Origin of the sequence: Micromonospora sp. H61 (assembly GCF_018070325.1) — a bacterium.
Taxonomy (GTDB): Bacteria; Actinomycetota; Actinomycetes; order Mycobacteriales; family Micromonosporaceae; genus Micromonospora; species Micromonospora salmantinae.
This window is the reverse complement of sequence record NZ_JAGPXY010000004.1, coordinates 133,937-158,882: the sequence shown is the minus strand read 5'-3', so window position 1 is coordinate 158,882 and position 24,946 is coordinate 133,937. Positions and strand designations below refer to the sequence as shown.

18 protein-coding genes are annotated in these 24,946 nt (G+C 71.0%); 11 read left to right on the top strand and 7 right to left on the bottom strand.

Annotated features, from left to right (window positions below):
• Window positions 1-111 precede the first annotated feature (111 nt).
• From KBX08_RS04525 to KBX08_RS04500, 6 genes are all read left to right on the top strand, one after another.
• The gene (locus KBX08_RS04525) at window positions 112-1,137 is read left to right on the top strand and encodes a hypothetical protein (RefSeq protein ID WP_210781272.1); all 1,026 of its coding nucleotides are present in this window, start codon (window positions 112-114) and stop codon (window positions 1,135-1,137) included.
• A 151-nt stretch (window positions 1,138-1,288) separates the two neighbouring features.
• Complete coding sequence (locus KBX08_RS04520; RefSeq protein ID WP_210781271.1) at window positions 1,289-3,565, top strand: TOMM precursor leader peptide-binding protein; 2,277 nt, start codon at window positions 1,289-1,291, stop codon at window positions 3,563-3,565.
• Window positions 3,566-3,645: 80 nt separating this feature from the next.
• The gene (locus KBX08_RS34585) at window positions 3,646-5,109 is read left to right on the top strand and encodes a SagB family peptide dehydrogenase (protein WP_210781270.1); all 1,464 of its coding nucleotides are present in this window, start codon (window positions 3,646-3,648) and stop codon (window positions 5,107-5,109) included.
• Entirely contained in the window at window positions 5,106-5,915 is an 810-nt protein-coding gene (locus KBX08_RS04510; protein WP_210781269.1) for an HlyD family efflux transporter periplasmic adaptor subunit, read from the top strand. The genes KBX08_RS34585 and KBX08_RS04510 overlap by 4 nt, the downstream gene beginning before the upstream one ends.
• The gene (locus KBX08_RS04505) at window positions 5,912-8,092 is read left to right on the top strand and encodes an NHLP family bacteriocin export ABC transporter peptidase/permease/ATPase subunit (protein ID WP_210781268.1); all 2,181 of its coding nucleotides are present in this window, start codon (window positions 5,912-5,914) and stop codon (window positions 8,090-8,092) included. Before KBX08_RS04510 ends, KBX08_RS04505 begins: the two co-directional genes overlap by 4 nt.
• Window positions 8,093-8,116: 24 nt before the next feature.
• Window positions 8,117-11,149, top strand: a complete 3,033-nt coding sequence (locus tag KBX08_RS04500; RefSeq protein WP_210781267.1) for an ATP-binding cassette domain-containing protein — start codon at window positions 8,117-8,119, stop codon at window positions 11,147-11,149.
• An 8-nt stretch (window positions 11,150-11,157) separates the two neighbouring features.
• Here KBX08_RS04500 and KBX08_RS34345 read toward each other — a convergent pair whose 3' ends face one another.
• Window positions 11,158-11,904, bottom strand: coding sequence for a MerR family transcriptional regulator (locus tag KBX08_RS34345; protein WP_210781266.1), 747 nt, complete (start codon window positions 11,902-11,904; stop codon window positions 11,158-11,160).
• A gap of 357 nt (window positions 11,905-12,261) precedes the next feature.
• Between KBX08_RS34345 and KBX08_RS04490 the strand changes: the two genes are divergently transcribed.
• From KBX08_RS04490 to KBX08_RS04470, 5 genes are all read left to right on the top strand, one after another.
• A complete protein-coding gene (locus KBX08_RS04490; RefSeq protein ID WP_210781265.1) occupies window positions 12,262-12,624 on the top strand; it encodes a hypothetical protein in 363 nt (120 codons plus the stop codon).
• Window positions 12,625-12,770: 146 nt separating this feature from the next.
• Window positions 12,771-13,145 (top strand): class IIb bacteriocin, lactobin A/cerein 7B family, encoded by a 375-nt coding sequence (locus tag KBX08_RS04485; protein WP_210781264.1) that lies wholly within the window; start codon window positions 12,771-12,773, stop codon window positions 13,143-13,145.
• Between the two features lie 27 nt (window positions 13,146-13,172).
• Window positions 13,173-14,339 (top strand): YcaO-like family protein, encoded by a 1,167-nt coding sequence (locus KBX08_RS04480; protein WP_210781263.1) that lies wholly within the window; start codon window positions 13,173-13,175, stop codon window positions 14,337-14,339.
• Window positions 14,332-15,726 (top strand): TfuA-like protein, encoded by a 1,395-nt coding sequence (locus KBX08_RS04475; RefSeq protein WP_210781262.1) that lies wholly within the window; start codon window positions 14,332-14,334, stop codon window positions 15,724-15,726. Before KBX08_RS04480 ends, KBX08_RS04475 begins: the two co-directional genes overlap by 8 nt.
• Before the next feature lie 10 nt (window positions 15,727-15,736).
• Window positions 15,737-17,863 (top strand): radical SAM protein, encoded by a 2,127-nt coding sequence (locus KBX08_RS04470; RefSeq protein WP_210781261.1) that lies wholly within the window; start codon window positions 15,737-15,739, stop codon window positions 17,861-17,863.
• 57 nt (window positions 17,864-17,920) lie between these two features.
• Here the strand turns inward: KBX08_RS04470 and KBX08_RS04465 are convergent, their stop codons facing one another.
• The 6 genes from KBX08_RS04465 to KBX08_RS04440 all read right to left on the bottom strand — a co-directional run bounded on the left by KBX08_RS04465 (window position 17,921) and on the right by KBX08_RS04440 (window position 24,925).
• Window positions 17,921-19,174: an iron-containing alcohol dehydrogenase gene (locus KBX08_RS04465; RefSeq protein WP_210781260.1), complete on the bottom strand. Its 1,254-nt coding sequence runs from the start codon at window positions 19,172-19,174 to the stop codon at window positions 17,921-17,923.
• 135 nt (window positions 19,175-19,309) lie between these two features.
• Window positions 19,310-20,770, bottom strand: coding sequence for an NAD-dependent succinate-semialdehyde dehydrogenase (locus KBX08_RS04460; protein WP_210781259.1), 1,461 nt, complete (start codon window positions 20,768-20,770; stop codon window positions 19,310-19,312).
• Between the two features lie 276 nt (window positions 20,771-21,046).
• On the bottom strand, window positions 21,047-22,123 hold the full coding sequence (locus tag KBX08_RS04455) for an ABC transporter ATP-binding protein (RefSeq protein ID WP_210781258.1): 1,077 nt from the start codon (window positions 22,121-22,123) through the stop codon (window positions 21,047-21,049).
• Window positions 22,123-23,190 carry an ABC transporter ATP-binding protein gene (locus KBX08_RS04450; protein WP_210781257.1) on the bottom strand — a complete coding sequence of 356 codons (1,068 nt, stop codon included), beginning with the start codon at window positions 23,188-23,190 and terminating at the stop codon, window positions 22,123-22,125. The genes KBX08_RS04455 and KBX08_RS04450 overlap by 1 nt, the downstream gene beginning before the upstream one ends.
• Window positions 23,190-24,101 carry a carbohydrate ABC transporter permease gene (locus KBX08_RS04445; RefSeq protein ID WP_210781256.1) on the bottom strand — a complete coding sequence of 304 codons (912 nt, stop codon included), beginning with the start codon at window positions 24,099-24,101 and terminating at the stop codon, window positions 23,190-23,192. Before KBX08_RS04445 ends, KBX08_RS04450 begins: the two co-directional genes overlap by 1 nt.
• The gene (locus KBX08_RS04440; RefSeq protein ID WP_247668855.1) at window positions 24,101-24,925 is read right to left on the bottom strand and encodes a carbohydrate ABC transporter permease; all 825 of its coding nucleotides are present in this window, start codon (window positions 24,923-24,925) and stop codon (window positions 24,101-24,103) included. The genes KBX08_RS04445 and KBX08_RS04440 overlap by 1 nt, the downstream gene beginning before the upstream one ends.
• Window positions 24,926-24,946 lie beyond the last annotated feature (21 nt).

The window sequence follows — 24,946 nt, the reverse complement described above, 5'->3', positions numbered from 1 at the left end:
ACAGGCCGGGCAGCACGAGGCTGCGCCGCCACCGTCGTAGCCGGACAGCCGCTCACATACTCGACTGCATCGGGCGCGATTCCCGTGGACCGGTGGTGGATGGAGGACGAGATGCTGGGCAGAAGATCCGTCAGGAGCCCGCGTACCCTCGCCGCGCCGGTGCCGGCGATGCCGTTCGCCGCCGCCACGGTGGCGCTGCTCGTGCTGACCGGCTGTGGTGGTGAGCCAGTGGACGCGGCCACCCCGGCGCCCCACGGTTCGGCCACTTTCGGTCGGGACCGGGCCGCGCTCGTGCTCACCGCCTTCGACCAGGCCGACTCGGCCGCCTCGGTGGCCGGTGACGTCGAGGCGCTGCGGGCGCAGGAGGTTTCGCCCTCGCTGGACCTCAGCATCGCCGCAGTACGTCGGGCCGCGTACAACCAGCGTGCGCAACCGTCCTTCCAGCACATAAACCCGGTCTTCGCGGTGCCACCCGCCGACCCGGCTTGTTTCCTCGCCACGGCGACTCTCCGGCTGACCGGCTCGGAGCTTGCGCCCACGGACGTCAGCCAGTTCGTGCTCAGTGCTGACGGCCAGTGGAAGCTCAGCCACAACGTTCAGGTCACCCAACCTTCGCTGGTGGTCGCCCGGAGCATCGACGGCCGGCCGGCTACCGCGGGCGGCGCCGCCCTGGACGAGACCAGCCGTCGGGCCCTCGCCGCCGAGGTGTTCGCCCGCAGCATCGGGTCCACGACGGGCAACCGGTCCCTCGTCGTGTCGAGCCCGCTGCTCGACGGCCAGTTCGCCGGCGGTTGGGAGGTCTACGGGCAGCAGCTCGCCGGTGTCGGCGGGGCCGTGCAGCGGACGATGGACCGGGTGGAGTGGTCCGACTGCGCGGTCGCGGTGCCGACCGGCACACTCACCTTCTTGACGATCCACGCCACCGACACGCTGCGCCCGGCGCCCGGCGGTCCGGCCACCGTCCGATTGGAACCGCAGAGCCCGGACCTGATCGCCATCGGTCACCTCAAGGCGATCAGCGGAAAGTCGATCCGGGTCACCCGGGTGGAGACCTTCGTGCTGCTTGTGCCGGCACAGACCGTCGGCACATCAGTGCTGGGGCTCAACGACACCGCGCTGACCGTCACCGCCGACTGACCCTGCCGCCGAGCGTCCACGGCGTCGGCGACGGCAGAAACCGGTGGCATCACTCGGATTGGACGCCACCGGACCGCGACGATGACAGCAGCCGTGATCGCCGGCGGGGCCGGCGGTGCCGCGGTCCGGCCACGAAGCTCGGGAGGAACCCATGTGGCGTCCGCGCTTCCGATCGGACTACGTGCCGGTGCGGCTGCCCGACGGTCCGCTCGTGGTGCTGGGGGAGACCCGCAGCCTACTCATCGACGACCCGGTCGCCGCGGACCTGGCCGAGCAGCTCGACGGTGCCGCCCCGTTGGCCGACGTGGTGGCCCGGCTGGCCACCCGACACCCGGTCACCGCCGTCGCCGCAGCCCTCGCCCGGCTGCGCGATCACGGCCTTCTGGTGTCCGGTCCGGCGCACACCTCGGCAGCCGAGGCCGCCGGCTGGGACGCCCGGGGTGTGCCGCCCGACGTCGGGCGGCGGTGGATGGCCGGGGGACGGGTCACCATCGTGGACCTCGGGGCGCCGCGGGTGGCCGAGACCGCCGACGCGCTGCGTGCCCTAGGCCTCGCCCCGACAGTGGTCGGGCCGGACGCACCGGACCCGGGCCCGGGCAACGCCCAGGTGCTGGTGCTGCCGTCGTCGATGCTCGACTCCCGGCTGGCGCTGATCAACGACCGCCACCTGGCCGCCGGTCGCGCGTGGACGCTGGCCCGGCCACACGGCAACGTCGTCTTCCTCGGCCCGCACCTCGTGCCGGGCCGTACCGGCTGCTGGGCCTGCCTGCGCCAACGCTGGCAGGAGAACGAACAGGTGAACGCCTTCCTCGACGGGCAGGACCTGGCCGCTCCGCTGCCGCAGCCCGGCCGCGCGGTCCTGCCCGGACTGGCCACCATGGCGGCCGGGCTGCTCGCTGCGGAGTTCGCCGTGCTCGCCGTCCGGGGCGCGTCACCCCGTCTCACCGGCCGGATGGTCGCCCTGGACACCCGGGACCTGAGCACGGAGAGCCACCAACTGGTACGCCAGCCGCAGTGCCCCGCCTGCGGTAACCCGGACCTCGTCCGCAAGGCCGAGCCACGGATCGACCTGCCACCGAGTGGCGCCCAGCCCAGTCGGGCCGGGGACTCCCGTGTCCGGGAACCCGCCGAGGCGTACGCCGCGCTCGTCCACCATGTCAGCCGGTATCTGGGCGTGGTGAGCCGGCTGACCCCGCTGGAGACGACCGACAACGGCGTCACCCACACCTACTCGGCCGGGCACAACTTCGCCCAGCCCCGTCAGCTCGCCGCGCTGCGCCGCAATCTGCGCGGGCAGAGCGGCGGCAAGGGCCGGACCGACCTGCAGGCCCGGATGAGCGCGGTCGGGGAGGCGGTGGAACGCTACTGCGGGGTGTGGCGCGGCGACCGCCCGGTGCACCGGGCGACCTACCGGCAGCTCGGTCCGGACCGCGCGGTACACCTGCGGGAGCTGCTGCTCTTCTCGGAACGCCAGTACGCCGACCGGCACCGGCTCAACCGCGACCTCGGCCACCTGCACCGCATTCCCCGCCCGCTGCCCGACGAGGTGGAGCTGGACTGGACCACGGGCTGGTCGCTGACCCGGCAGACACCGCGCGAGCTGCCCGCCGCGCACTGCTGGTACGGGCATCCGGAGCTGACCGGGCTGGGGGTGTGCTCGGCCGACTCCAACGGCTGCGCGGCCGGCGGCAACCTGTCCGAGGCAATCATGCAGGGCATCTGCGAACTCGTGGAGCGGGACAGCGTGGCCCTGTGGTGGTACCACCGATCCCGGATGCCCGGGGTGGACCTCGCCTCGTTCGGTGACCCGTGGACGGCCGCCTGCGTCGACCATCACACCACCGCGCTGGGCCGCGAACTGTGGGCCCTCGACCTGACCGCCGACCTCGGCGTACCCACGTTCGCCGCGGTGTCCCGGCGGGTCGACCGAGGGCCGGAGGACGTCCTGGTCGGCTTCGGCGCGCACCTGGACGCGCGGGTCGCGCTGACCCGGGCGCTCACCGAGGTGAACCAGTTCCTGCCCGCTGTCGCCGGTCCCACCTCCGCCCGCAACCGGTACGGCGTCGACGACCCGGACACCGCGCGTTGGTTCGGCACCGTGCGGGTGGCCGACCAGCCCTGGCTGACCCCGGATCCCACCCGGCCGTCGCGCACCGCGGCCGACCACCCGACGCTGACCACCGGCGACGTCGGAGATGACGTGCGTCGTTGTGTACGCCGGGTGGAACGGGCCGGCCTGGAGGTGATCGTCGTCGACCAGTCCCGTCCGGATGTCGACCTGGCGGTGGTGAAAGTCGTCGTGCCGGGCCTGCGCCACTTCTGGCGCCGGCTCGGTCCCGGCCGGCTGTGGGACGTGCCGGCCCGCCTCGGTCGGGGCCCACTGGCCGTCGACGAGACATCGGCCAATCCGCTGAACGTCTTCTTCTAGCCGGCGCTCCCGGGCCACCGGGACCGTGGGAAGGATGTGGGGATGGCCACCGTTGTGGACCCGGTCGCTCGGCGGTCATCGTGAGCGGCTCCGTCGGCGGTCCGCCGATTCAGGAGTCGTACCGGCTGCGCCGGGACGCTGAGCTGCGGCTCGGCGAGGACGGCTCGCTGACGCTGCGGCAGACCCGCTTCCAGCTCACCCTGGAGCAACCGGGCATGGGCCGGCGGGCGCTGCTGCTGCGGCTCGCCGCCGACTGGGTCAACGACGTCGAGGTCGGCCGGCTGATCAGCGGCCTGGAGGGAGAGAACCGGGTGTTGCCCGCGCAGTTGTTGCTGCGCCGGCTGCTCGCCCACTCCTGGCTGGAGCGCCGCGTACAGGTCGACGATCGGCCGCTGCTCGACCTGGTTCCCACCGGCCTGGGCCGGGGCAGTCTGCCGGAGGGTCGCCCACACACCCCCGGGGCCCGCTACCGGCTCTCCCGCTTCGCCGCCCTTCAGCACGAACGGGGCATGCTGGTGGCCGCATCACCGCTGAGCACCCTCGTTGTCGGCTGCGCCGATGCCGCCCTCGGCGCGGTACTGGCCGCCGCCGCGCCGGGCGTCGGACCCGAGACGGTGGCCCGCACGCTGGGCGTGCCGCCGGACGTCGCCGGACGGGTGCTCGACGAGCTGGCCACCGCCCGGATCCTGGTCACCGACGTCGAGTTCGAGGCGGAGTGCGACGACGCGCCGCTGGCCTACTGGTCGCCGGAGGAGTTGCGGCTGCACCACCGATCCCGGGCCGGCCGACACGCGCTGCCGGTGGGCGGAACCTACCGGATGCGGGGGAGCTTCACCCCGCAACCGCTGCGACGCCCGTACGACGGAGGCCGGGCGGTGGACCTGCCACTGCCGGACCTGGCGACGATCGCCAAAGCGGACCCCGCGTTCAGTCAGGTCGTCACGGACCGGCGCAGCGTGCGCGAACACGACGACACGGCGCCGCTGCCGCTGGAGCGGCTGGCGGAGTTCCTGCACCGGTCGCAGCACACCAGCGCCGTCGGCGAGGCCGGCGGGCAGGAGATCGGCCACCGGCCCTACCCGGGCGGCGGCGGTGTCTACGAGCTGGAGATCTACCCACTGGTCGCGCGCTGCGCCGGGCTCGACCCCGGGCTCTACCACTACGACGCCGTCGGGCACCGGCTGGAGCCGGTCGCCGGCTGGGGACCGGCCGCGGACCGGCTGCTGGCGTACGCCCGGGCGTCCGGCGCCCTGCCTCGGCCGCCGCAGACGGTCCTGGTGGTCACCGCCCGGGTCCAGCGGCTCATGTGGAAGTACGAAGGGATGAGCTACGCCATGATTCTCAAGGACGCGGGTGTGCTGACCCAGCAGATGTACCTCGTCGCCACCGCCATGGGGCTGGCGCCCTGCGCCCTCGGCGCCGGGGACTCCCAGGCCTTCGCCGAGTTGTCCGGGCTCGACCCGCTGGTCGAGCCGAGCGTGGCCGACTTCCTGCTCGGCTCCCGCCGCGCTCCCGGCCCGGCCGCGGCGCAGGGCCGGCCATGAAGTTCCGGCGGCAGGCGCTACGCCAGTTGGAAGCGCCCGAGCAACTGGACCGGGCGGTCCGGCTGACCACAGTGCCGAACTGGCTGGCCACCACCGCGCTGGTCATCGTCGTCGTCGCCGCAGGTGTCTGGTCGGTACGCACGGTGGTGCCCCGGACCGTCGAGGCGGCCGGGGTGCTGATCCACTCGAACGGGATCTCGGCCCTTGACGCGCTCGACAGCGGCCAGGTCACCAAGGTGTGGGCGGCACCGCACCAGCGGGTACCGAAGGGCACGCCCCTCTACAGCCTGCGCACGGCGGACGGCAAGGTGCGGGTGGAGACCGCGCCGGGTGACGCCTACGTCGTCGCCTGGCTGGTCTCGGAAGGCGAGATCGTCACCCCGGGTACGCACCTGGCCGACCTGGAACGGCTCGACACCGCCGGGGACGCGTTGCAGGCAGTCGTCTACGCCCCCGCGGTCGCCGCCCCGCTGCTGCAACCCGGTGTGACCGTCGAGGTGGCCGCCGCAGCCGCGCCGCGCAACGTGTTCGGCACCCTGGCCGGCCAGGTGACCACGGTCGGCGCCTTCCCGGAGACCGAGGCTTCGCTGCGCGCCTTCCTGGGCACCGGGTCGGACGTCCGGCGGCTGCTCGCCCGCGGCAGCGTGGTCCGGGTGACTGTCGCCCTGGAGCCCGACCCGGCCGCCCCGGGCGGCCTGCGCTGGACCAAGTCTCCGCCGCCGTTCCAGCTCAACTCGGCCAGCGAGGTCACCGCCTGGTTCACCGTGGACCAGGAACACCCGATCGACTGGTTGCTGCGCCGATGAGCGCGCCGACGACCGCCGTCAGCGGCACGGCGCTGCCCAGGATTCGGCGTCGACGGGTCCGTACGCCCACCCTGATCCAGATGGAGGCGGTGGAGTGCGGCGCCGCCGCGCTGGGGATCCTGCTCGCGCACCACGGTCGGCACGTGCCCCTTGAAGAGTTGCGCCGGGTGTGCGGCGTCAGCCGGGACGGCTCCACCGCGGCCACCGTGCTCAAGGGTGCCCGCCGCTACGGCGTGGTGGCCAAGGGTTTCCAGATGGACCTGGCTGGCCTGGCCACCGTGGCGTTACCGGCGGTGCTGTTCTGGCGCTTCGAGCACTTCGTGGTGTTGGAAGGGCTCGGCCGCAAGGTCTTCATCAACGATCCGGCCACCGGTCCCCGTGCGGTGAGCTGGGAGGAGTTCGACGGCGCCTTCACCGGCATCGTGCTCACCATGGAGCCCGGCCCCGAGTTTCGGCCCGGCGGCACCCGCTACCGGCTGCTGCGAGCGCTGGCCGAGCGGTGGCGTGGGCCGGGCTCGGCGATCGCGCAGATGCTGCTGCTCGGCCTGCTGATCGCCGTGGTCGGTCTGACCATCCCGGTGATGGCCAAGGTCTTCGTCGACCGGGTGCTGTTGCAGGAGGATCGGGCCGCGTTCGCCGGTCTGGTGGCGGCGGTGGCGGTGGCCACCGTGTTGACCTTCCTGGCCAGCCTGCTGCAGCAACGCCTGACCGTACGTGCGGAGACGGCGCTCGCCCTCGCCAGCGCCGCCCGGTTCTTCCGACATCTGCTGCGGCTGCCGCCGACCTTCTTCGACCAGCGGCAGGCCGCCGACCTCAGCCAGCGGGTCCGCGGCAACGAGGTGGTCGCCGAGGTGCTCACCCGCAGGACGGCCACCACGGTGGTGGACACCGGCCTGGTGCTGGCGTACGGGGCTCTGCTCTGCCATTACGACCTGCTGCTCGGACTGTGTGCGGTGGTCCTGGCCGGGCTGAACGTCAGCGTGCTGCGCTATGTCGCCTCGACCCGGTCCACCGCTGTCGCCGGTCTTCAGGCGGACCGCAGCAAGCTGGTGACGACGGTGTACACCACCGTCCAGATGATCGAGACGGTGAAGGCCGGCGGCGAGGAGGAACGCGCCGTGGCCCGGTTCGCGGCACGCCACGCCACCGTCGCCACCCGTCAGCAACGGCTGGGCGTGCCCACCGCGGTGCTCTCCGTCCTGCCGGCGCTGCTCGCCTCCGGGACCACCGCGGTGCTGCTGGGGCTGGGCAGCCGGCAGGTCGTGGCGGAGGCGATGAGCGTCGGCGTGCTGGTCGGCATGCAGAGCCTGGCCGCGGCGATGAACCGCCCGCTGGGCAACCTGACCGCGCTGGGCTCGCGGTTGCAGGACATGAGCGCCGACCTCAACCGGCTGCGTGACGTGGAACGGTATCCACTGCCGTCGGCCCAGGACCGACCCGCCCGACCGATGACGCCGATGGAGGGGCACCTGCGCATCGAGGAGGTCACCTTCGGCTACAACCCGTTGGGCCGTCCGCTGCTGGAGAATTTCAGCCTGGACCTGCCGCCGGGTGCCCGGGTGGCGCTGGTCGGGCGCTCGGGCAGTGGCAAGTCGACGGTCGGCCGGCTGGTCGCCGGGCTCTACCGCCCCTGGACCGGACGGGTCACCGTGGACGGACTTGAGCGGGCCGCGGCCGACGACGGGCTCTGGGCGGCCACCGTCGCCATGGTGGACCAGGACCAACGGCTGTTCGAGGGGACGGTCCGGGACAACGTCACCATGTGGGACCTTACGGTCGCCGATGAGGACGTCGTCACCGCGCTGACCGACGCGTGCCTCTACGACGAGGTCGCGGCCCGCCCGGGTGGCCTCGGCAGTCCGGTGCGGGAGAACGCCCGCAACTTCTCCGGTGGGCAGCGGCAGCGGCTGGAGATCGCCCGAGCGCTCGTACGCAATCCCCGGGTGCTGGTCCTGGACGAGGCCACCAGCGCGTTGGACGCCGAGACCGAACGTCGGATCGACCTGCACCTGCGCCGGCGGGGGGCGACCTGCCTGATCGTGGCCCACCGCCTGTCCACCGTCCGCGACTGCGACCTGATCGTCGTGCTGGACGGCGGCCGGGAGGTGGAGCGCGGCACCCACGAGCAGTTGGTCGCCCGGGACGGGGCGTACGCGCGCCTGGTCCGGGACCACTGACCACGACGATCCGAGGAGACGCTGATGAGTGGCGCGGTGGAGGATCCCCCGGCCGGCGGCCTGATCGGCTTCTGCGCGGACGGCGTACGCCAGGTCTGCCGCCTCGACGGCCCGACGGCCGGCTGGCTGGTGACCGGCGGCGAGGCCGACCTGTTCGCGGTGCGCCGGGCCGGGATGAGCCCTTCGCGTCGTCACCATGTGGCCCGGCTGCCCGCGGGTGGCCTGGTGCCGACGTCCACCGCGATCGGCGCGTGGCAGTTGATCCTGGTGCCGCTGCCCGGCACGGAGCTGCGTGGGCTGTCCCGGCGTCACCTGTCCCTGCTGGAGCGGCATGTTCGGCTCGGCCGGGTGGCGGACCACGGGGCGTCGCTGCGGGCGCGGACCGCCGCGACTGAGCTGGTCGCGGCGGTTGACCTGGTGCTGGTCACCGTCGCCGACGCGCTGCGCCGCGGGCAGGCGCCCCGGGAGGCGTCAACCCTTCGCGGACGCGAGATCATTTCGCTGGCGCAGGGGAGTGCCCTCACCTCCACCGGCGGCGCCTGGTGGCTGCGCAGCGCCGGTGGACAACTGCGACGCAACGACGGTGGCCCGGCGGAGATGTCGGGGGAGCGGGAGCTGCTGCTGGTCGCCGAGCGGGACTGGGTGGTGGCCGAGTCGCCATGCGCGGTGGAGAGTCACGGCAGCTGGGACCTGCTGGTCAACGGTCAGCTCCGGTCGGCCGTCGACCAGCATGTGGCCCGGCTACTGCGGATGGTGGAGACCCGGATCGAGGAGGCCGACGCGGCGTTGCTGAGCGCCGTGCAGCGGCGCCGGGAGACCGACGCGGCGGTGCTCGCCGCGGCGGCCCGCCGGTCGATCGGGGTGATCGGCGCCGGCGGAGCGGTTCCGGTTCCCGACGGCGAGGCCGGCTTCGACCGGTATGGGCGGGCGGCCTCGGTGCTCCGGGTGGTCACCGAGGGGATGGGCAGCCCGATCAACGAGCCGGCCGACCGCAGCCGCGCGCCGCTGGACGACCGGGCGGCGGTGCACGCGGTGACCCGAGCTTCCAGCCTGTTCTTACGTGAGGTGCGGCTGCCGGACCGATGGTGGCGGCGGGACCTGGGGCCACTGGTGGGGTGGCGGGCCGGCGATGATCCGGAGCGCGCCGTCGCGGTGCCGCTGGTGTTCCGCCGGGGCCGTTACCACCACGTCGACCCGGACACCCGAGCGTACGCGCCGATCGACGCGACCGTGGCTGCGACGTTCGCCGCCGAGGCGACCGAGGTGCAGGCGCCGCTGCCGCCGACCGCTCGGATGCGCCACCTGCTGCGGGCCGGGCTGGTCGGTGCGTCCCGCGACGTGCGGGGTCTGCTGTTCGCCGCCACCTGCGTGGCACTGCTGGGCCTGGGCGTGCCGCTGGCCACCGGCGAGGTGCTCGGCCAACTGGCCCGGCAGGGCGAGGTGAACGGCCTTGGCGGCTTCCTCGCGCTGATGCTCAGCGCTGCGGTGGTCGCGGGGCTGGTGGGTGTGGTGCAGAACCTGCGTCTGCTGCGGTTGGACGGCCGGATGCAGTCCGGCGCGCAGCTGGCGATCTGGGACCGGCTGATGCGGCTACCGGCCCGGTTCTTCGCCGGTCGCAGCAGCGGTGAGATCGCCAACTCGATGTTGGGGATCTCGTTCGTCGGTGAGGCGCTGAGCGCGCTGCTGCCGCAGCTCGTCTCGGCGGCCGCGACCGTCGCGGTGACCCTCGGCATGCTCCTGGTGGTCGAGCCCGTGCTCGGGCTGTGGGGAGCGGGGATCGTCGCCGTCACCATGCTGACCTTCGGCGCGTTCGCCGTGCTCATCGTCCGTCAGCAACGGTCCGCGCTGCCGGCCGAGCACCGGGCGGCGGCGATGACCAATCAACTGCTCGGCGGCATCGTCAAGATCAAACTGGCGGCGGCCGAAACCCGCGCCCACGCACGCTGGTCGGAGGTGGCCGCGACGGCCCGGGCGGCGCTGCAACGGGTCCGCCAGAGTCAGGCGGGCCTGGTCGCCTTCGGCACCGTGCTGCCGGTCGCCGGCCAACTGGTCCTGTTCGCCGTGCTGATGGGGCCGCTGACCGGCCGCGTCACGCCGGCCGACTTCTTCATCCTCAACGTCGGTTTCGCGATGCTGCTCGGCGCGCTGCTGGTGCTGGTCTCGGCGGGGGTCGAAGTGATCGCGGCAGTGCCCCGGCTGGGCAGCCTGCGGGAGATCCTGCGCGCCGAGCCCGAGGCGCGGCCGGACCGGGTGGATCCGGGCGAGTTGCGCGGCGAGATCGCGCTGCATCGGCTCACCTTCGCCTACCAGCCGGACGAGCCACCGGTGCTCGTCGACATCGACCTGCACGTCCGCCCGGGTGAGTTCGTCGCCATCGTCGGACCGAGTGGCTGCGGAAAATCCACACTGCTCCGGTTGCTGCTCGGCTTTGAACGCCAGCAGCAGGGCGCGGTGCTCTACGACGGCCAGGACCTCTCCGAACTCGACGTCCACGCGGTCCGCCGGCAGTGCGGAGTGGTGCTGCAGGATGGTCAGCTCTTCGCCGGCTCGGTACGCGACAACATCTGCGGCGCCGGCAGCTTCCCACTCGACCAGGTCTGGGAGGCGGCCCGGATGGCGGGCCTCGCCGATGACCTGGAGGCGCTGCCGATGGGGATGAGCACGATGGTGCCGTTCGGCGGCGGGACGCTCTCCGTCGGGCAGCGTCAGCGAGTGCTGATCGCCCGCGCGCTGGCCCCGTTACCCCGGATCATCTTCCTCGACGAGGCGACGAGCGCTCTGGACAACCGGACCCAGGAGGTGGTCAGCCGGAGCACCGCGGCCCTGGCCGCGACCCGGGTGGTCATCGCCCACCGGTTGTCCACGGTCCGGGCGGCGGACACCATCGTGGTCCTCGAAGCAGGGCAGATCGTCCAGCGGGGTAGCTTCGACGAGTTGATGGAGCACCCGGAAGGGCTGTTCCACCGGTTGGCGCGGCGGCAACTGCTCACCGATCCGGAACCCTCCGACACCGTGCCGCAGAGCCGACAGGCGAACGGGCAGCCCGCGTCAAGCTGACGACCCGGTCAGCCGTTGTCGATGACCGTGCTGTCCTCCAGACACACGTCCGCGTCGAGGTGCTTCTCCAGCAGCTCGGCGATGTGCGCCTCCGACTGGTTTTCCACGGCGAGCCGGAACGCCTCGGTGAGCACGTTGACCACGCCCTGGGTCAGCAACAGGGTCTCCCGGTCGAGGTCGGCCCAGGACGACCGGGCGCCGCCGCGTACCAGCTCTGGGGCGAGGGTCAGCAGCCGGGCGGTGACGGCGGCGACCAGCTCGTCGGCCACCGGCCGGAGGCTGTCCAGCACCTCGCTGAGGGTCTGCAGTGCCGGCACCGTGCCCACCCGTACCCGGTGCAGATCCAGGGCCGCGCGCAGCGGGCGTGGCCGGACGGTGCGGACGGTGCCGTCGGTGGTCCGGCCGATCACGCCGTGCCGGGTCAGCGCGTGGGCCAGCGCGGGACGGTCGGCGGTCAGGCGTTGCAGCATCGCGGTGAGCCCGTCGGGCGCCTCGTCACTGGCCCGGACCCCGAGCATCGCCTCGATGGACACCAGGTTGAAACCCTGCCGTTGCAGGGCGAGGATCGCGTCCAGTCGGCGGACGTGGGAGTCGTCGTAGAGCGCGGCCCGACCGTGGCGCACCGGCGGGGGCAGCAGCCGCCGGGCCTGGTGGGCTCGGATGTTGCGAGGCGACATCCCCACCTTGCGGGCGAGCTCGTCCACGCTGTACCCGATCGGGCCGCCGGGCGTCGTCGTCACCTCGTCGATGGTCACGGTGGCCTCCGGCAGCACTCGGTGAGCGGAACACGGCAACCCCGTCGAACCGCTGTCACGCTGTGCGGTCCGCCGATCGCAGCGTAGGTGTGGGCACCGGGCGGGTAAAAGGCGAGGAATTACTACTTGTCCACAGTGGTGACATTGATTAGGATCGCCATCCGCCGCAAGTCGCTGATTCCCAATTACCCGGCTTTCGCCGCAGCGCGACCTTTTCGCGGCCACATTCGATGAAATTCCCGCTCTCCGGGCGGACCGGATCCACCGGTGACCCACGATGAAGTGAAACCGGCGGCCCGGAACCTCCCGCGCTGCCTGTCGCCGCCTCCGGCGGCCGACCATCGAAGGGAGCAGGGTGTGACACCTGTCGATCGAGCGGTCTTCGTGGCCGCGTACAGCCGGCTGGTCGCCGACGTCTGGGCCGACCCGGTCAAGGAGCAGGCGCTCGACCGGGACCCGCGGGGGTTCCTCGCCGGCTACGGGCTCCAACTGTCCGAGGATGTGCAGGTCCGGGTAGTCCGGGACGTCGCCGACGCCGATCCGGATCTGGAGGTGCAGGTCGAGTCCTGGCAGCAGGCGGGCACCAGCGGCACCTTCGTGCTCTTCGTGCCGTCGCTGCTGCCGGTGGCGCAGGCGGAGTTGGCCGAGGACGAACTGGACAGCGTCGTCGCCGGCCTGGACCCCAGCTGTGCCTGCTGCTGCCCGTGCTGCTGCACCTGACACCGAAGTCTGCCGCGCATGAGCTGGCGCGGCAGATTCTGATGGCAGTCACAGCGAATCATTGATTGTCGAAGCTCGATTTTCGTAGCGTTCTCGCCACGGCGATCACCCCCCGTCTTGCAGCGACCCGAGGAAAGGACCGAACGATGAGCAACGACGAACAGGAATATGGCGCGAGGTTCGTGACGAAGTACTCGGAACTGGTCACCGCAGTGTGGCGCAGCGACGAGGAACTGCAGCGCCTGCTCGCCGACCCGACCGGCTACGCGACGGCGGCCGGCCTGCCGGTAGCCGCCGGCTCCCGGGTCGAGGTCGACCGCGCCCAGCCCGCCACGCTCTACACCAAGGACCAGGTCGTCGCCGACTGGGCTGGCACGCCCGGCCTGCACGTGCTGCACGTGCCCGAGGTGCCGCTGGTCGACCTCAACGAGCTGACCGAGGCCGAGTTGGAGACGGTCGCCGGCGGCGTGGCCCCGATCGCCGACAACAACGTCAACATCATCGCCGTCCTCATCCTCTGAGTTCCCCACCCCTCGCCGGGAGCCTCGATGACTGACACGACCGAGACCATCGCGTTCCGATCCGGCACCTACCGGACGGCCACCGTGGAGCAGACCTGGGAGCGGATCGGGGGCCTGCTCGACCGGTTCCGGATCACCCGGGTCGCCGACATCACCCGGCTCGACGAGATCGGCCTACCGGTGCACGTCGCCTACCGGCCGGTGGGAGCAACCATGGCGGTGAGCGTCGGCACCGGCGCCACGGCGACGCAGGCCCGGGTCAGCGCGGTCATGGAGAGCATCGAGTCCTGGCATGCCGAGAACCTCCGGCCGGGGACCGTCGTCCGGTCCCCGGCCGAGGCGCTCGACCTGCCCTACGACGTCCGGTGGCTGCACCTGGCGGAACGGTCACCCCTGACCCCCGCCGTCGAGCTCGACTGGGTGGCTGGCCGAGGGCTGGTGACCGGTGCGGACTGCCTGGTGCCCCGCGCCACCATCGAACTCGACTTCACCATCCGGCGGGGCTGGGACCGCGCCCTGTTCACCCCCAGCAGCAACGGGCTGGCCACCGGGAACACCTTCGCCGAGGCCAGCCTGCACGCTTTGCTGGAGGTCGTCGAGCGCGACTGCATCGCCCCGTACTGCACCTCACCGTTGGCCGAGCGCACCTACGCCGACCCGGGCACCGTCACCAACGTGATGACCCGCGCGGTGCACGAGGCGCTGGTGGCGGCCGGTTGCTGGGTGGAGGTCTGCGACATCACCAACGCGGTCGGCGTGCCCTGCTACGCCGCCTCGATCTGGTCGGAGGACCTGCCGGTCACCTTCGGCGGCTTCGGCTGCCACGTGGACCCGGAGATCGCCGTCGGTCGGGCCATGGCGGAGGCAGCGCAATCGCGGCTGGTCATGGTCTCCGGAGCCCGTGATGACATCGACGCCACCGCCTACCACGATGTCGGCGCACCGCCGGTGCCGCCGCCCACAGTCGACCGGCCCGTCCGGCCGGTCCGCCGGGATGCGCCACCCGTGGGGGACGTGACCCAGGTGCTGCGCGAGCTGGCGGCGCGGGTGCAGCGGGTCACCGGCGTCGAGCCGTTCAGCGTCGACCTGACGCACGACGACATCGGCATTGCGGTGAGCAAGGTGTTCGCCCCCGGCCTGCGGATGTTCGACGAGCGGGCCCTGAGTACCCGACCAGGAGTGCCCCGTGACTGACGTCGTCTTCATCGGTCCGAGCCTCCCCGCCGACGAGGTCGGTCGGCTGCTGCCCGACGCGGTGGTGCTGCCGCCCGTCGCGCACGGCGACCTGCTCCGCCTGGACGTTGCCCCCGGCGACCGGGTCCTCGTCATCGACGGGTTCTTCCTGCAACACCCGCCGGTCCGCCACCGGGAGATCCTCGACCTGCTCGACCGTGGCGTGACCGTGGCCGGCGCCGCCAGCATGGGCGCACTGCGCGCCGCCGAGCTGTGGCCGTTCGGGATGCGGGGTGTGGGCGAGGTGTTCCGGCTCTACCGCGACGGGGTCGTCACGGGCGACGACGAGGTGGCCGTCGTGCACGGGCCCGCCGAGGAAGGCCACCGCGCCCTGAGCGTCCCGCTGGTGAACATCCGGGTCGCGCTGCGCCGCGCCGTCGCAGCCGGCGTACTCAGCGACGCCGAGGCGGTGCTGCTGCTGGACATCGGCCGGGACCTGCCCTTCCGGCGGCGGTCGTACCAGGCGCTGGAGCGCAGCGCGCCACCCGAGGCGGCGGCCGTGGTGGGCCGGTTCCTGACCTGGCACCGGCGCGACCCCTGCGACGCCAAGGGCGCCGACGCGCGGATGCTGCTGTCGATGGCGGCGGACAACGCGCCCGAGCTGTGCCCGGCGCACGCCGGCGACCAGCCGCTCGACAACCTGCACACCCGCTTTCTCGACAGCTGGCGCGCCCGGTTCGCCGGCGAGTCGGTCGGCGGGCACTGGGCCAGCGACCGGGAGGCCGCCGCGGTGCTGATGCTGCTACATCCCGAGTCGGCGACCTGGCACCGGCGAGGGGTGCTGGCCGGGCTGGCAGAGGTCGACATCGACGACCCGATGGTCGAGGAGCGCGCCGGCGAGGTGGCCCACCGGCGAGGGCTGACCGGTGCGCCGCCGAGCGGGTGGGACTGGCTGACCGACCGGGAACGGGGTCTCGACGACCGCGAGGCGGTGCTGCGGGTGTTGGTGCGGGCGTTCGGCACCACGCCACACCGCAGCCTGGCTCTGTGGATGGTCGCGCCGCCGTTGCGTACCCCCGCGTTACTCACCGCGGCACGGCAGGTCGCGGCGACCGCGGCGTCGCTGAACGAGACGCTCGTCCCGCGCACGACGGGGCATCGCCGACCGGGTGCTCGGCTGCACTTCCGCACCGAGATCGTCGACGCGTGCTTCGCGAGGCTGTGGGGCTGCGCCGCCGACGGGCTGGAAGCGGCGGCGTGGGACCGGGGCTTCGTCGACCTTGCGGCGTTCCGGTACGCCGCCGAACCGTTGGTCGCGTACATCAAGGCGTTCGGTGGCCCGCGACTGCCCGCGGTGGGCACGCGCACGCAGGACACCCTGGCCGGTTCCGCGGCCCGGGTCGGCTGAGGAGGAGTCGATGAGCGGCACGGTGAAGGCAGCACTGATCTACCCCCCGCTGACCGATCCCACCTCGGGATACCACTCCCTGAACTACCTCGATTCGTACGCCCGGGCACAGGGACACCAGCCGGCGGAGATCATCGACGCCAACATCGAGGCGTTCCACCACTCGTACACCCCGTCGGCGTACGACTGGCTTCGGCGGGAGCTGTCCCGGCTCTCGATCGACAACCTCAGCGGCCCGGACGCGCTGATGGCCCGGGCGAACCAGCTCGGCCTGCCCGACCCCGATCCGGAGCGGCTGCGCCGGTCGATCGGGGTGCTGCAGGATCCGACCCTGTTCTACGACTACCGGCACTACCAGGACGCCGTCGAGGGCGTCATCTCCTGGATGGACGCGCTCGGCACGGTCGGGTTCCCCGGGCAGTTCCACGCCGGCTTCCGGCTCCACCCACCGCCGATGATCTCGATCGGCTCGGTGGCCGCGCTGACGGACGAGGCGCTGCTCGCTCGGCTCAACCGACCCTTCCTGCCGTACTACGAGGACGTGCTGATCCCACGGCTGGCCGCTGGCGGGCACCAGGTGATCGGCATCAGCGCCACCTACCAGTGGCAGCTGCCGTTCGCGCTCTGGATCGCCCGACTCGTTCGGCAGGCCTGCCCGGACGTCTTCCTCATCGCGGGTGGCACGGAGATCTCCGACGTCTGGAAGTGCGCCAGCAAACCCGAGTACGTCTTCCAGGTGCTGGCCGACTTCGACGCGATCGTGGTCGGGGAGGGGGAAAGCGCCTACACCGAGATCCTGGACGCGGTGGCGGCGGGCACGCTGCCAGCCGGGCACCCCAACGTCCGGCTGCACCCCAAGTACGGCCGCCAGCGTCAACTGCCCCTGCGCTATGAACGCCTGGCGCAGGTGCCGGTCCCGGACTTCTCCGGCCTGCCCTGGGACCTCTACCTCAGCCCGGAGCGGTTCGTCTACTATTCGCCGACCCGAGGCTGCTACTGGAACAAGTGCACGTTCTGCGACTACGGACTGAACACCGACGGTCCCACCAGCCCATGGCGGCAGGACACGGTGAGCACCATGATCGCGGATGTCACCGAACTGTCGAAGTTCGCCAAGTTCATCTACTTCTCGGTCGATGTGCTCGCTCCCGCGACCATCCTGCGCTTCGCCGAGCAGGTCGTCGAGCGAGGGCTGGACTTCCGCTGGGGTGCCGAGATCCGGCTGGAGAAGTACTGGTCGGACGAGCGCTGCGACTTACTGAGGCGCAGCGGCTGCGTGGCCATCTCAGTCGGCTTCGAGTCCGGTAACCAGCGCGTCCTCGATCTGATCGACAAGGGCACGAAGCCGGAGCAGGCACGACGCACCATGATGGCGATGACCAAGGCGAACATTGGTGTGCAGATGATGGGCTTCACTGGTTTCCCCACCGAGACCCGCGACGAGGCACTGGACAGCGTCAATTTCCTGCGTGACAACCCGGACCTGTGGACCCTCGGCGGGCTCGGCGACTTCATGCTGACGCCGGGCGCCATCGTCGCCAAGGAGCCGGACCGGTTCGGCATCACCAACGTGCGGCCGGTGGAGGGAGCCGACATCGTCCGGATGCTCAAGTACGACGAGCCGGTCACCGCGGCGGCGCAGGCCGAGGTCGCCCAGGCAAAGGCTGGACTGAACCCCGGGCACTACCACCGTCCGTGGCTGGGCGCCACCGACACCCCGCACACGTTCTTCTACCACGACCGGTACGGCACCGCGGTACGCGGCCTCCTCGCCCACGACCGGGTACGCCACGACACCGACGACCAGACCGAGTTCCTCGCCAACGGCGCCTTCGTGGATCGCGACGACGAGCAGGTCTGGGACGCATACCGGCGAATCCGATCCGACGAGCAGGAAGGCGTCCCCGGCGACCTGCTGGCGGACCGGCACCTGTTCCGCCGGGTCGACGGCCAGGTGTTCGCACTCAACCGCAGCAGCCGGCTGTTCCTGGATCTCTTCAGCGCGCCGCTCACCCTCGCCGAGGCGCAGCGTCGGCTCTGGATCGTCGAACCGACTGTCGCGGACCGGGTCTGGCGAACCTTCATCGGGCAGCGGCTGATCCGCCGGCATCGGCTCCCGGCCGATCCGGAGCGGTGAACCGACTGCCAGGCAGGGCACGCACCCGGGGCGTCGGAATGCTCGGCTCAGCCGTCGTCATGTGAAAGGCCGGTCACTGTCTCTGCTCGGAGTCAGGGCGTGTCGGGTCCGGTCCCCGGTCCAGGCCGCTTCGAGGATCGCGGTCAGGCTGGCGGTGTCGGTCGGGCCTGGATGGTTCTGGATCAGGCGGGTGACGCCACTGGCCATTTCCGCGAAGCGCGGGAGGTCGGCGCGTGCCACGCCGATGTCCGCCAAGGTGCGAGGGATGCCGATGTCGGCAAGGAGCCCGTCGAGCCAGATGAGGAACGCATCTGCGGCCTCGGCATCCGAGGCGTCGGTCACGTCGAGCCCGCACACCCGGGCGAGGATGGCCAACCGGTCACCGATGGCATCCTTGGCCGCGTCCAGCGCGTAGGGCAGTAGCAGCCCGACGCCCAGGCCGTGCGGCGTGTGCGTGGCTGCGCCGATCGGGTACTGGAGAGCGTGCGGGGCCGCGTTGCCCGCGTGGGAAAAGGCGAGCCCGGCGAGCATGGACCCGTAGGACATGTCCGCGCGCGCGTCCGTGTCGCCTCCGTCAGTGACAGCACGACGCAAACTACGGGCGATTCGCTCCGCGGCCCGGAGCGCGTAGTGATCGGTGATCGGGTTGCGGCCGAGGAACACCTGCTCCACCGGGTCGCGCGGTCCGTGGGCCCGGGGTCGCGCGGTGTAGCTCTCCACCGCGTGACAGAACGCGTCGATGCCGGAGTGGGCGGTGACGGTCGCGGGGCAGGTGTAGGTGAGTTCGGGGTCGACGATGGCGAAGTCGGGCACGATGTGGACGCTGGAAACCCCCACCTTCAGCTCGCGGTCCGGGTCGGTCAACACCGAGACGGGTGTGAGCTCGGAGCCGGTGCCTGACGTCGTCGGGACCGCGACGAGGGGAAGCGTCGGCCCCGGCACCCTCGACTCGCCGTAGAAGTCGCGCGGGCTCCCACCGTGGCGCCGGATGACGCCGACGATTTTGGCGAGGTCGATCACCGTGCCGCCCCCGATGGCGAGGATCACGTCGGCGTCCACCTCGGCGGCGGCCGAGACGGCCACTGCGACATCGGAGAGTGGCACGTCCGGAGTCGCGTCGGAGAACACCTCGACGACCGTGACTTTCTCCCGGACGGCGGCCACGATCTCGGCCACGCCTGGCTGCCCCAGAAGAACCTGGTCGGTCACGATGAGGACTCGCGAGCCGCTCTCGGCCACCACTCGTGGGATGTTCTGCGCGACCCCTTCGCCCACTATCAACTGGCGTGGTCCACGGACGGTCTCAAGCATGTCGGTGCCTCTCCGGAACGTCGGCGATGTGCTGGGCGGACGTCCAGGTCACCTGCGAGACCGGGACGGCGTCGGCAAGGTTGGCCGCCCTGGTGGCGCGGTGATGCTCGGCGGGCGCCCGGAGCAGCAGGCCCGTCACGGTAGGTCGATCGCCACGTAGGTGAGGTCGAGGTATTCGAGGATGCCCTCGTGCGACCCCTCCTTGCCGATCCCGGACTGCTTCACGCCTCCGAACGGAGCTGACGGATCCGATATCAGACCACGGTTGATGCCGAGCATCCCCGTGTCCAGCCCCTCGGCGAACCGGAGCGCCCGCTGGAGGTCACGGGTGAAGACGTATCCGGCCAGGCCGTGCTCGGTGTCGTTGGCCTTCGCCATCACCTCGTCGTCGGACGTGAACGAGATGATCGGCGCCACCGGGCCGAAGATCTCCGCCTTCAGCATCCGCGCGTCTTCGGGCACGTCGACGAGAACGGTAGGCGGGTAGAAGTGGCCCGGCCCGTCCGGACGCTCGCCGCCCACCAGGACCCGGGCGCCGCGATCGACCGCGTCGGCGACCAGTTCGTCGATCTTGGTGACCGAGGCGTCGTCGATCAACGCCCCGACGTTCACGCCGTCGTCGAGACCATGGCCCATCGACAGCGCACCCATCCGCTCGGCGAAGCGCGCCGCGAACTCCTCGCGTACGGGCTCCTCGACGTAGATCCGGTTGGCCGCGATGCAGGACTCCCCGATGTTGCGCATCTTGGCCACCATGGCACCGTCGAGCGCGACGTCCAGGTCAGCGTCGGCACACACGATCAATGCCGCGTTGCCGCCCAGTTCCATGGACGTGCGCAGCACGTTGTCCGCAGCCTGTCGAAGCAGTACGCGCCCGACCTCGGTCGACCCGGTGAACGAGAGCTTGCGGGTCCGACCGTCGGCCAGCAGTGCGGAGACCACCTCGCCGGAACGCTTGGTGGTCACCACGTTGACGACGCCCGGGGGAACGCCGACCTCCTCCATGATGCGGGCCAGGAACAGCATGGTGAGTGGCGTCTGGCCTGCTGGCTTGGTGATCGTCGTGCAGCCCGCGGCCAGCGCAGGAGCGATCTTGCGGGCACCCATGGCCAACGGAAAGTTCCAGGGCGTCACGAAGACGCACGGTCCGACCGGCTTCGGCACGGTGAGGATGCGGTACCCACCTGAGGGAGCGGTGCTGTAGCGCCCCTCGACGCGCACCGCCTCCTCGGCGAACCAACGGAAGAACTCGGCGCCGTAGGCCACCTCTCCCCGAGCCTCGGCGAGCGGCTTGCCCATCTCGAGCGTGATCAGCCGGGCGACCTCCTCGGATCGCTCGGTCAGTGCCCGGTACGTCGCGGTCAACAACTCTGACCGTTTCCGCGGCGGGGTCGCCGCCCACTGCGCCATCGCCGTGCTCGCCGCGTCCAGGGCGGCGAGCCCGTCAACGACATCGGCGTCCGCCACCTCGGCGATGGTCTTGCCGGTGGCCGGGTCCTCGACGGCAAAGGTGGCTCCGCTTGCGGCGTCGCGCCAGGCGTCGCCGATCCGCAGCCGCCGATGCTCGGGGGCCAGCACGTTCATCGGGTCACTCATCGCGTCGCCTCCTGTGATCTTCTTCGTGATGTCCGGCGTGCCTCAGCGGTCGCGCTGCGCGCGGAGACGGACGGGTCACACGCCCTCGTCGGGGGGCGAGGTTGCCGGGCGGGTCGAATGTGGCCCCGGCCCGGTCTGCGGGGCGACGCCCCGCGCCGCCGATCGCCTTCGCGGGCCACGGCCGTCCCCGCGTCGTCAGGCCGTTGGCACTGGTGACGGTCCGCCGAGGCTCGATTGCCATGTGCTGGCGCATGTCGCCGTCGCCGCCGGGCGCCGTTACCGCCCCGCCTCGGACAGCGACAGCCCGGTGCCCGCATCGAACAGGTGCGCACGATCCAGATCGACAGTGACGAGCAGCCGCTCGCCCGGCGTACCGGTGACGGTGGGTCGTGCCTTGACCTTGAGGATCTCCGTCCCCACTCGGACGTCGACCACCGTTCGGTCACCGAGCGGCTCAAGCCCGTAGAGCTCACCCGACAACGACGCGTTCCCACGCTGCTCGACGGAGAGGTCCTCCGCCCGCAGGCCCAGCAGCAGCTCACGACCGTCCTCAGCCGTGGTCCAGCGGGGCCGCGGCAGCGTCCAGCCTGCCGCACCGACCAGACGATCTCCCTCGGTGTGGCAGGCGAGCAGGCTGATCGGGGGGCTCCCGACGAATCCTGCGACCCACTGGTTGGCGGGACGCTCGTACACCTCGGTCGGCGTCCCGACCTGTTGCACCTTCCCCTCCTTGAGGACTGCGACCTGGTCGGCCATGGACAGGGCCTCGACCTGGTCGTTTGTCACGTAGACGAAGGTCGCTCCGAGGCTGCGGTGGATGCGGGTGAGTTCGGTGCGCATCTCGACGCGGAGCTTGAGGTCGAGGTTCGTCAGCGGCTCGTCCATGAGAAACGCGCGCGGGCGACGGACCAGCGCCCGGGCGAGGGCGACGCGCTGCATCTCACCGCCCGACAACTGCGCGGGACGACGCTGCAGCAGACGTTCGATGTGCAACAGGCTCGACATCTGCTCCACGGCAGTGGCGATCTCGCCCGAAGAGCAGCGGCGTGCCCGCAGCGGCGACGCGATGTTCTCGTACACCGTGTGTCGCGGGTAGAGCGCGTAGCTCTGGAAGACCATGGCCAGGTCGCGTGCGGCCGGGGTGTCATCGGTCGCGTCCCTGCCGTCCAGATGCACCGACCCGGCGTCAAGCTTGTCAAGGCCGGCTATCGCTCGCAGGGTCGTCGTCTTGCCCGCCCCGGAGGGCCCGAGCACGACGAAGAACGAGCCGTCCGGCACGTCCAGCGTCACCCCGTCGAGGGCCTGGACTTTTCCGAAGGACTTGCGCAGCCCGTGCGCGGCAACGGTTCCCATCAGGCCACCAGCTCTTCCGTGCTCACGTCGTAGACCGCCGGCGTCCCGCCGGTGTGCCGTAGCCCGACCGTTGCGTCAGCGGCGAAACGGACAGTCGGTGGCATCCGAACCCGTACGTCGCGCTGGCCGCCGTGGTCGACCACGTAGATGATCTCGTCGCCCAGCCACTCCGCCGAGACCACGCGGGCCGGGACCGAACGTTCCGCCCCTGCTTCGGTGACTTCCAGCGCTTCCGGCCGGACGCCTGCGATCAGGCGACGGTCGCGCGGCAGGCCCGGCGGTGGCGCGAGGGCCAGTCCGCCCTGACCGCGCAGCTTCCCGTCAGCCACTTCCACCTCGATGAGGTTCATCGGCGGGGAGCCGATGAAAGCGGCGCAGAAGAGACTCGCCGGGCGGTCGTAGACCTCCAGCGGCGTGCCGATCTGCTCGACGCGGCCCTTGTTGAGGATGGCGATTCGGTGACCGAGCGACATCGCCTCGACCTGGTCGTGGGTGACGTAGACCATCGTCGCCCCCAGTTCCCCCTGCAGGTGCTTGATCTCCGTGCGCATGTCCGCCCTCAGCTCCGCGTCCAGATTGGTGAGAGGCTCGTCCATGAGGAAGGCGCGCGGTCGTCGCACCAGGGCGCGAGCGAGCGCGACGCGCTGCTGCTCCCCGCCGGACAGCTGACGCGGTCGCCGGTCCAGGAGCGGACCAAGCCGCATCAGCCGGGCGGCCTCGGTGACCCGCTCGTGCACCTCGGGCTTGGGCAGTCCCTCTGCCCGCAGCGGGAACGCCAGGTTGTCGCGGGTCTTCAGATGCGGGTAGAGGGCGTAGAACTGGAACACCATGGCGATGTCGCGCTCGGCGGGCGGCAGGTCGTTGACCAGCGTGTCGCCGATGCGGATGTCGCCCGTCGTCTGCCTCTCCAGGCCGGCTATGGCCCGCAGCGTGGTCGTCTTGCCGCAACCCGAGGGGCCGAGCATCACGAACAACTCGCCGTGGCCGATGGACAGGTTCACGTGCTCAACCGCGACAGTCCCGTCCGGGTAGCGCTTGTGCAGGGCGGTCACCTCGATGCCCGCCATCAGCGTCGCACCGCCCCGAGCGTCACGCCGGCGATGAGGTGCTTGCGCACCAGGTACGCGAAGACCAGCACCGGTAGGGCGAACACCACGGAGGCGGCGGCCACGAGGCCCCAGTCCGTAGTGGTGCCGCCGATGAGACCGGCGATGGCGGGCGGGGCCGTCCGGACGTCGTCGCTGGAGGTGAGGAAGGTGGCGAACACGAACTCGTTCCACGAGAAGATGAGTGCGAAGACCGCCGTCGCGGCGATGCCGGGCACGAGCAGGGGAAGGGTGAAGAGCCGGAACGCCTGCAAACGGGTGTAGCCGTCGAGCATGGCGGCATCCTCGTACTCGGCGGGCACCTCGTCGACGAACCCCTTCATCATCCAGATCGTGAACGGGACGTTGAACGCGGTGTAGATGAGGATCAGGCCGAGCTTGTTGTCGATGAGCCCGACCTGGCGGTACATGAGGAAGATCGGGACCACGACCACCACGGGCGGCATGAAGCGCGTGGACAGGATGAAGAACAGTTGGTCCTTCTTGGCCTTCACGGCGAAACGTGAGTAGGCCCAGGCCGCCGGGACCCCCAGCACGGTGGCCAGCACCGTGGAGACCCCGGCTACCACGACGGAGTTGAGGAACGCGACGGACAAGGCCGAGCGACCGCCGTCGGGGTCGACGAACACGTCCTTGTAGTGCTCCAGAGTGATCTTGAAGTCGAAGAACTTGGCGGGGATGGCGTAGACGTCCCGGTTCTCCTTGATGGACGTCTCGATCATCCACAACACCGGAAAGAGCATCACGACGGCCAGCACGGTCAGCAGCGCGACCTCCAGCACCGAGCGGCCTCGACCGCCCAGGCGGCGCGCGGGGGGCGTGTGGTCCCGGGTAGGACCTGTGGACACGGCCTCGTCGACGGAGACGGCCATCAGCCCTCCTTGAGCTTGTTCAGGTAGCGCAGGTAGAACTGCGTGAGGACGATGACGACGAGGACCATGAGAATCCCGTACGCCGAAGCGGTTCCCGTGTTGAAGCCCAGGAACGCGACCTTGTAGATGTGGAACGACAACGTCTCGGTGGAGACACCCGGGCCTCCGTTGGTGAGGATGTAGACGAGGTCGAACAGCCGGAACGCCTCGATGGCCCTGAACATCACGGCAATGAGAAGCAGTGGCCATACCAGCGGAAGCGTGATGGTACGAAACCGGAACCACTCGGACGCCCGGTCGATCGAGGCGGCCTCGTAGAGGTACTTGGGAACCGCGGTGAGGCCCGCGAGCGCGATGAGCATGATGAACGGCGTCCATTGCCAGGTGTCGACCACGATCAGGGAGAGCAGTGCCGTTCGCTGCCGTGTGAGCCACTCCACCTGCCCCAGGCCGACCGAGCCGAGCATGCTGTTGACCACGCCGAACTGCGCGTCGAGCATGAATCGCCAGAACAGCCCGACCACGACCGGCGACAGCATCATCGGAACCAGGAACAGAGTGGTCAGCACTCCTCGCCCATGTGTGCGCCGTGAGATCAGGTAGGCGATGCCGAATCCGAGCACTGTCTGCAGGCCGACCGCGCCGACCACGTAGATCAACGTCGTCAGAGCCCTCGTGTGGACCTGCGCCGACGTCAGGATGGCGGTGTAGTTCCCGAATCCGATGAAATTGGCGGGCCCTCCGCGGGTGGCCGAGTAGTCGGTGAAAGACAGGTACAACGCCCACAGCAACGGAAACACCGACATGGCGAGCAACAGCAGCATCGCGGGGGAGATGAAGGCCAC

Bases quoted from the DNA above. Each gene is read 5' to 3' on its own strand.
- KBX08_RS04460 (WP_210781259.1), bottom strand. From the start codon at position 20,770: ATGAGTGACCCGATGAACGTGCTGGCCCCCGAGCATCGGCGGCTGCGG.
- KBX08_RS04470 (WP_210781261.1), top strand. From the start codon at position 15,737: ATGAGCGGCACGGTGAAGGCAGCACTGATCTACCCCCCGCTGACCGAT.
- KBX08_RS04485 (WP_210781264.1), top strand. From the start codon at position 12,771: ATGAGCAACGACGAACAGGAATATGGCGCGAGGTTCGTGACGAAGTAC.
- KBX08_RS04525 (WP_210781272.1), top strand. From the start codon at position 112: ATGCTGGGCAGAAGATCCGTCAGGAGCCCGCGTACCCTCGCCGCGCCG.
- KBX08_RS04480 (WP_210781263.1), top strand. From the start codon at position 13,173: ATGACTGACACGACCGAGACCATCGCGTTCCGATCCGGCACCTACCGG.
- KBX08_RS04505 (WP_210781268.1), top strand. From the start codon at position 5,912: ATGAGCGCGCCGACGACCGCCGTCAGCGGCACGGCGCTGCCCAGGATT.
- KBX08_RS04440 (WP_247668855.1), bottom strand. From the start codon at position 24,925: ATGCTGCTGTTGCTCGCCATGTCGGTGTTTCCGTTGCTGTGGGCGTTG.
- KBX08_RS04520 (WP_210781271.1), top strand. From the start codon at position 1,289: ATGTGGCGTCCGCGCTTCCGATCGGACTACGTGCCGGTGCGGCTGCCC.
- KBX08_RS04465 (WP_210781260.1), bottom strand. From the start codon at position 19,174: ATGCTTGAGACCGTCCGTGGACCACGCCAGTTGATAGTGGGCGAAGGG.
- KBX08_RS04455 (WP_210781258.1), bottom strand. From the start codon at position 22,123: ATGGGAACCGTTGCCGCGCACGGGCTGCGCAAGTCCTTCGGAAAAGTC.
- KBX08_RS04510 (WP_210781269.1), top strand. From the start codon at position 5,106: ATGAAGTTCCGGCGGCAGGCGCTACGCCAGTTGGAAGCGCCCGAGCAA.
- KBX08_RS04450 (WP_210781257.1), bottom strand. From the start codon at position 23,190: ATGGCGGGCATCGAGGTGACCGCCCTGCACAAGCGCTACCCGGACGGG.
- KBX08_RS04445 (WP_210781256.1), bottom strand. From the start codon at position 24,101: ATGGCCGTCTCCGTCGACGAGGCCGTGTCCACAGGTCCTACCCGGGAC.
- KBX08_RS04500 (WP_210781267.1), top strand. From the start codon at position 8,117: ATGAGTGGCGCGGTGGAGGATCCCCCGGCCGGCGGCCTGATCGGCTTC.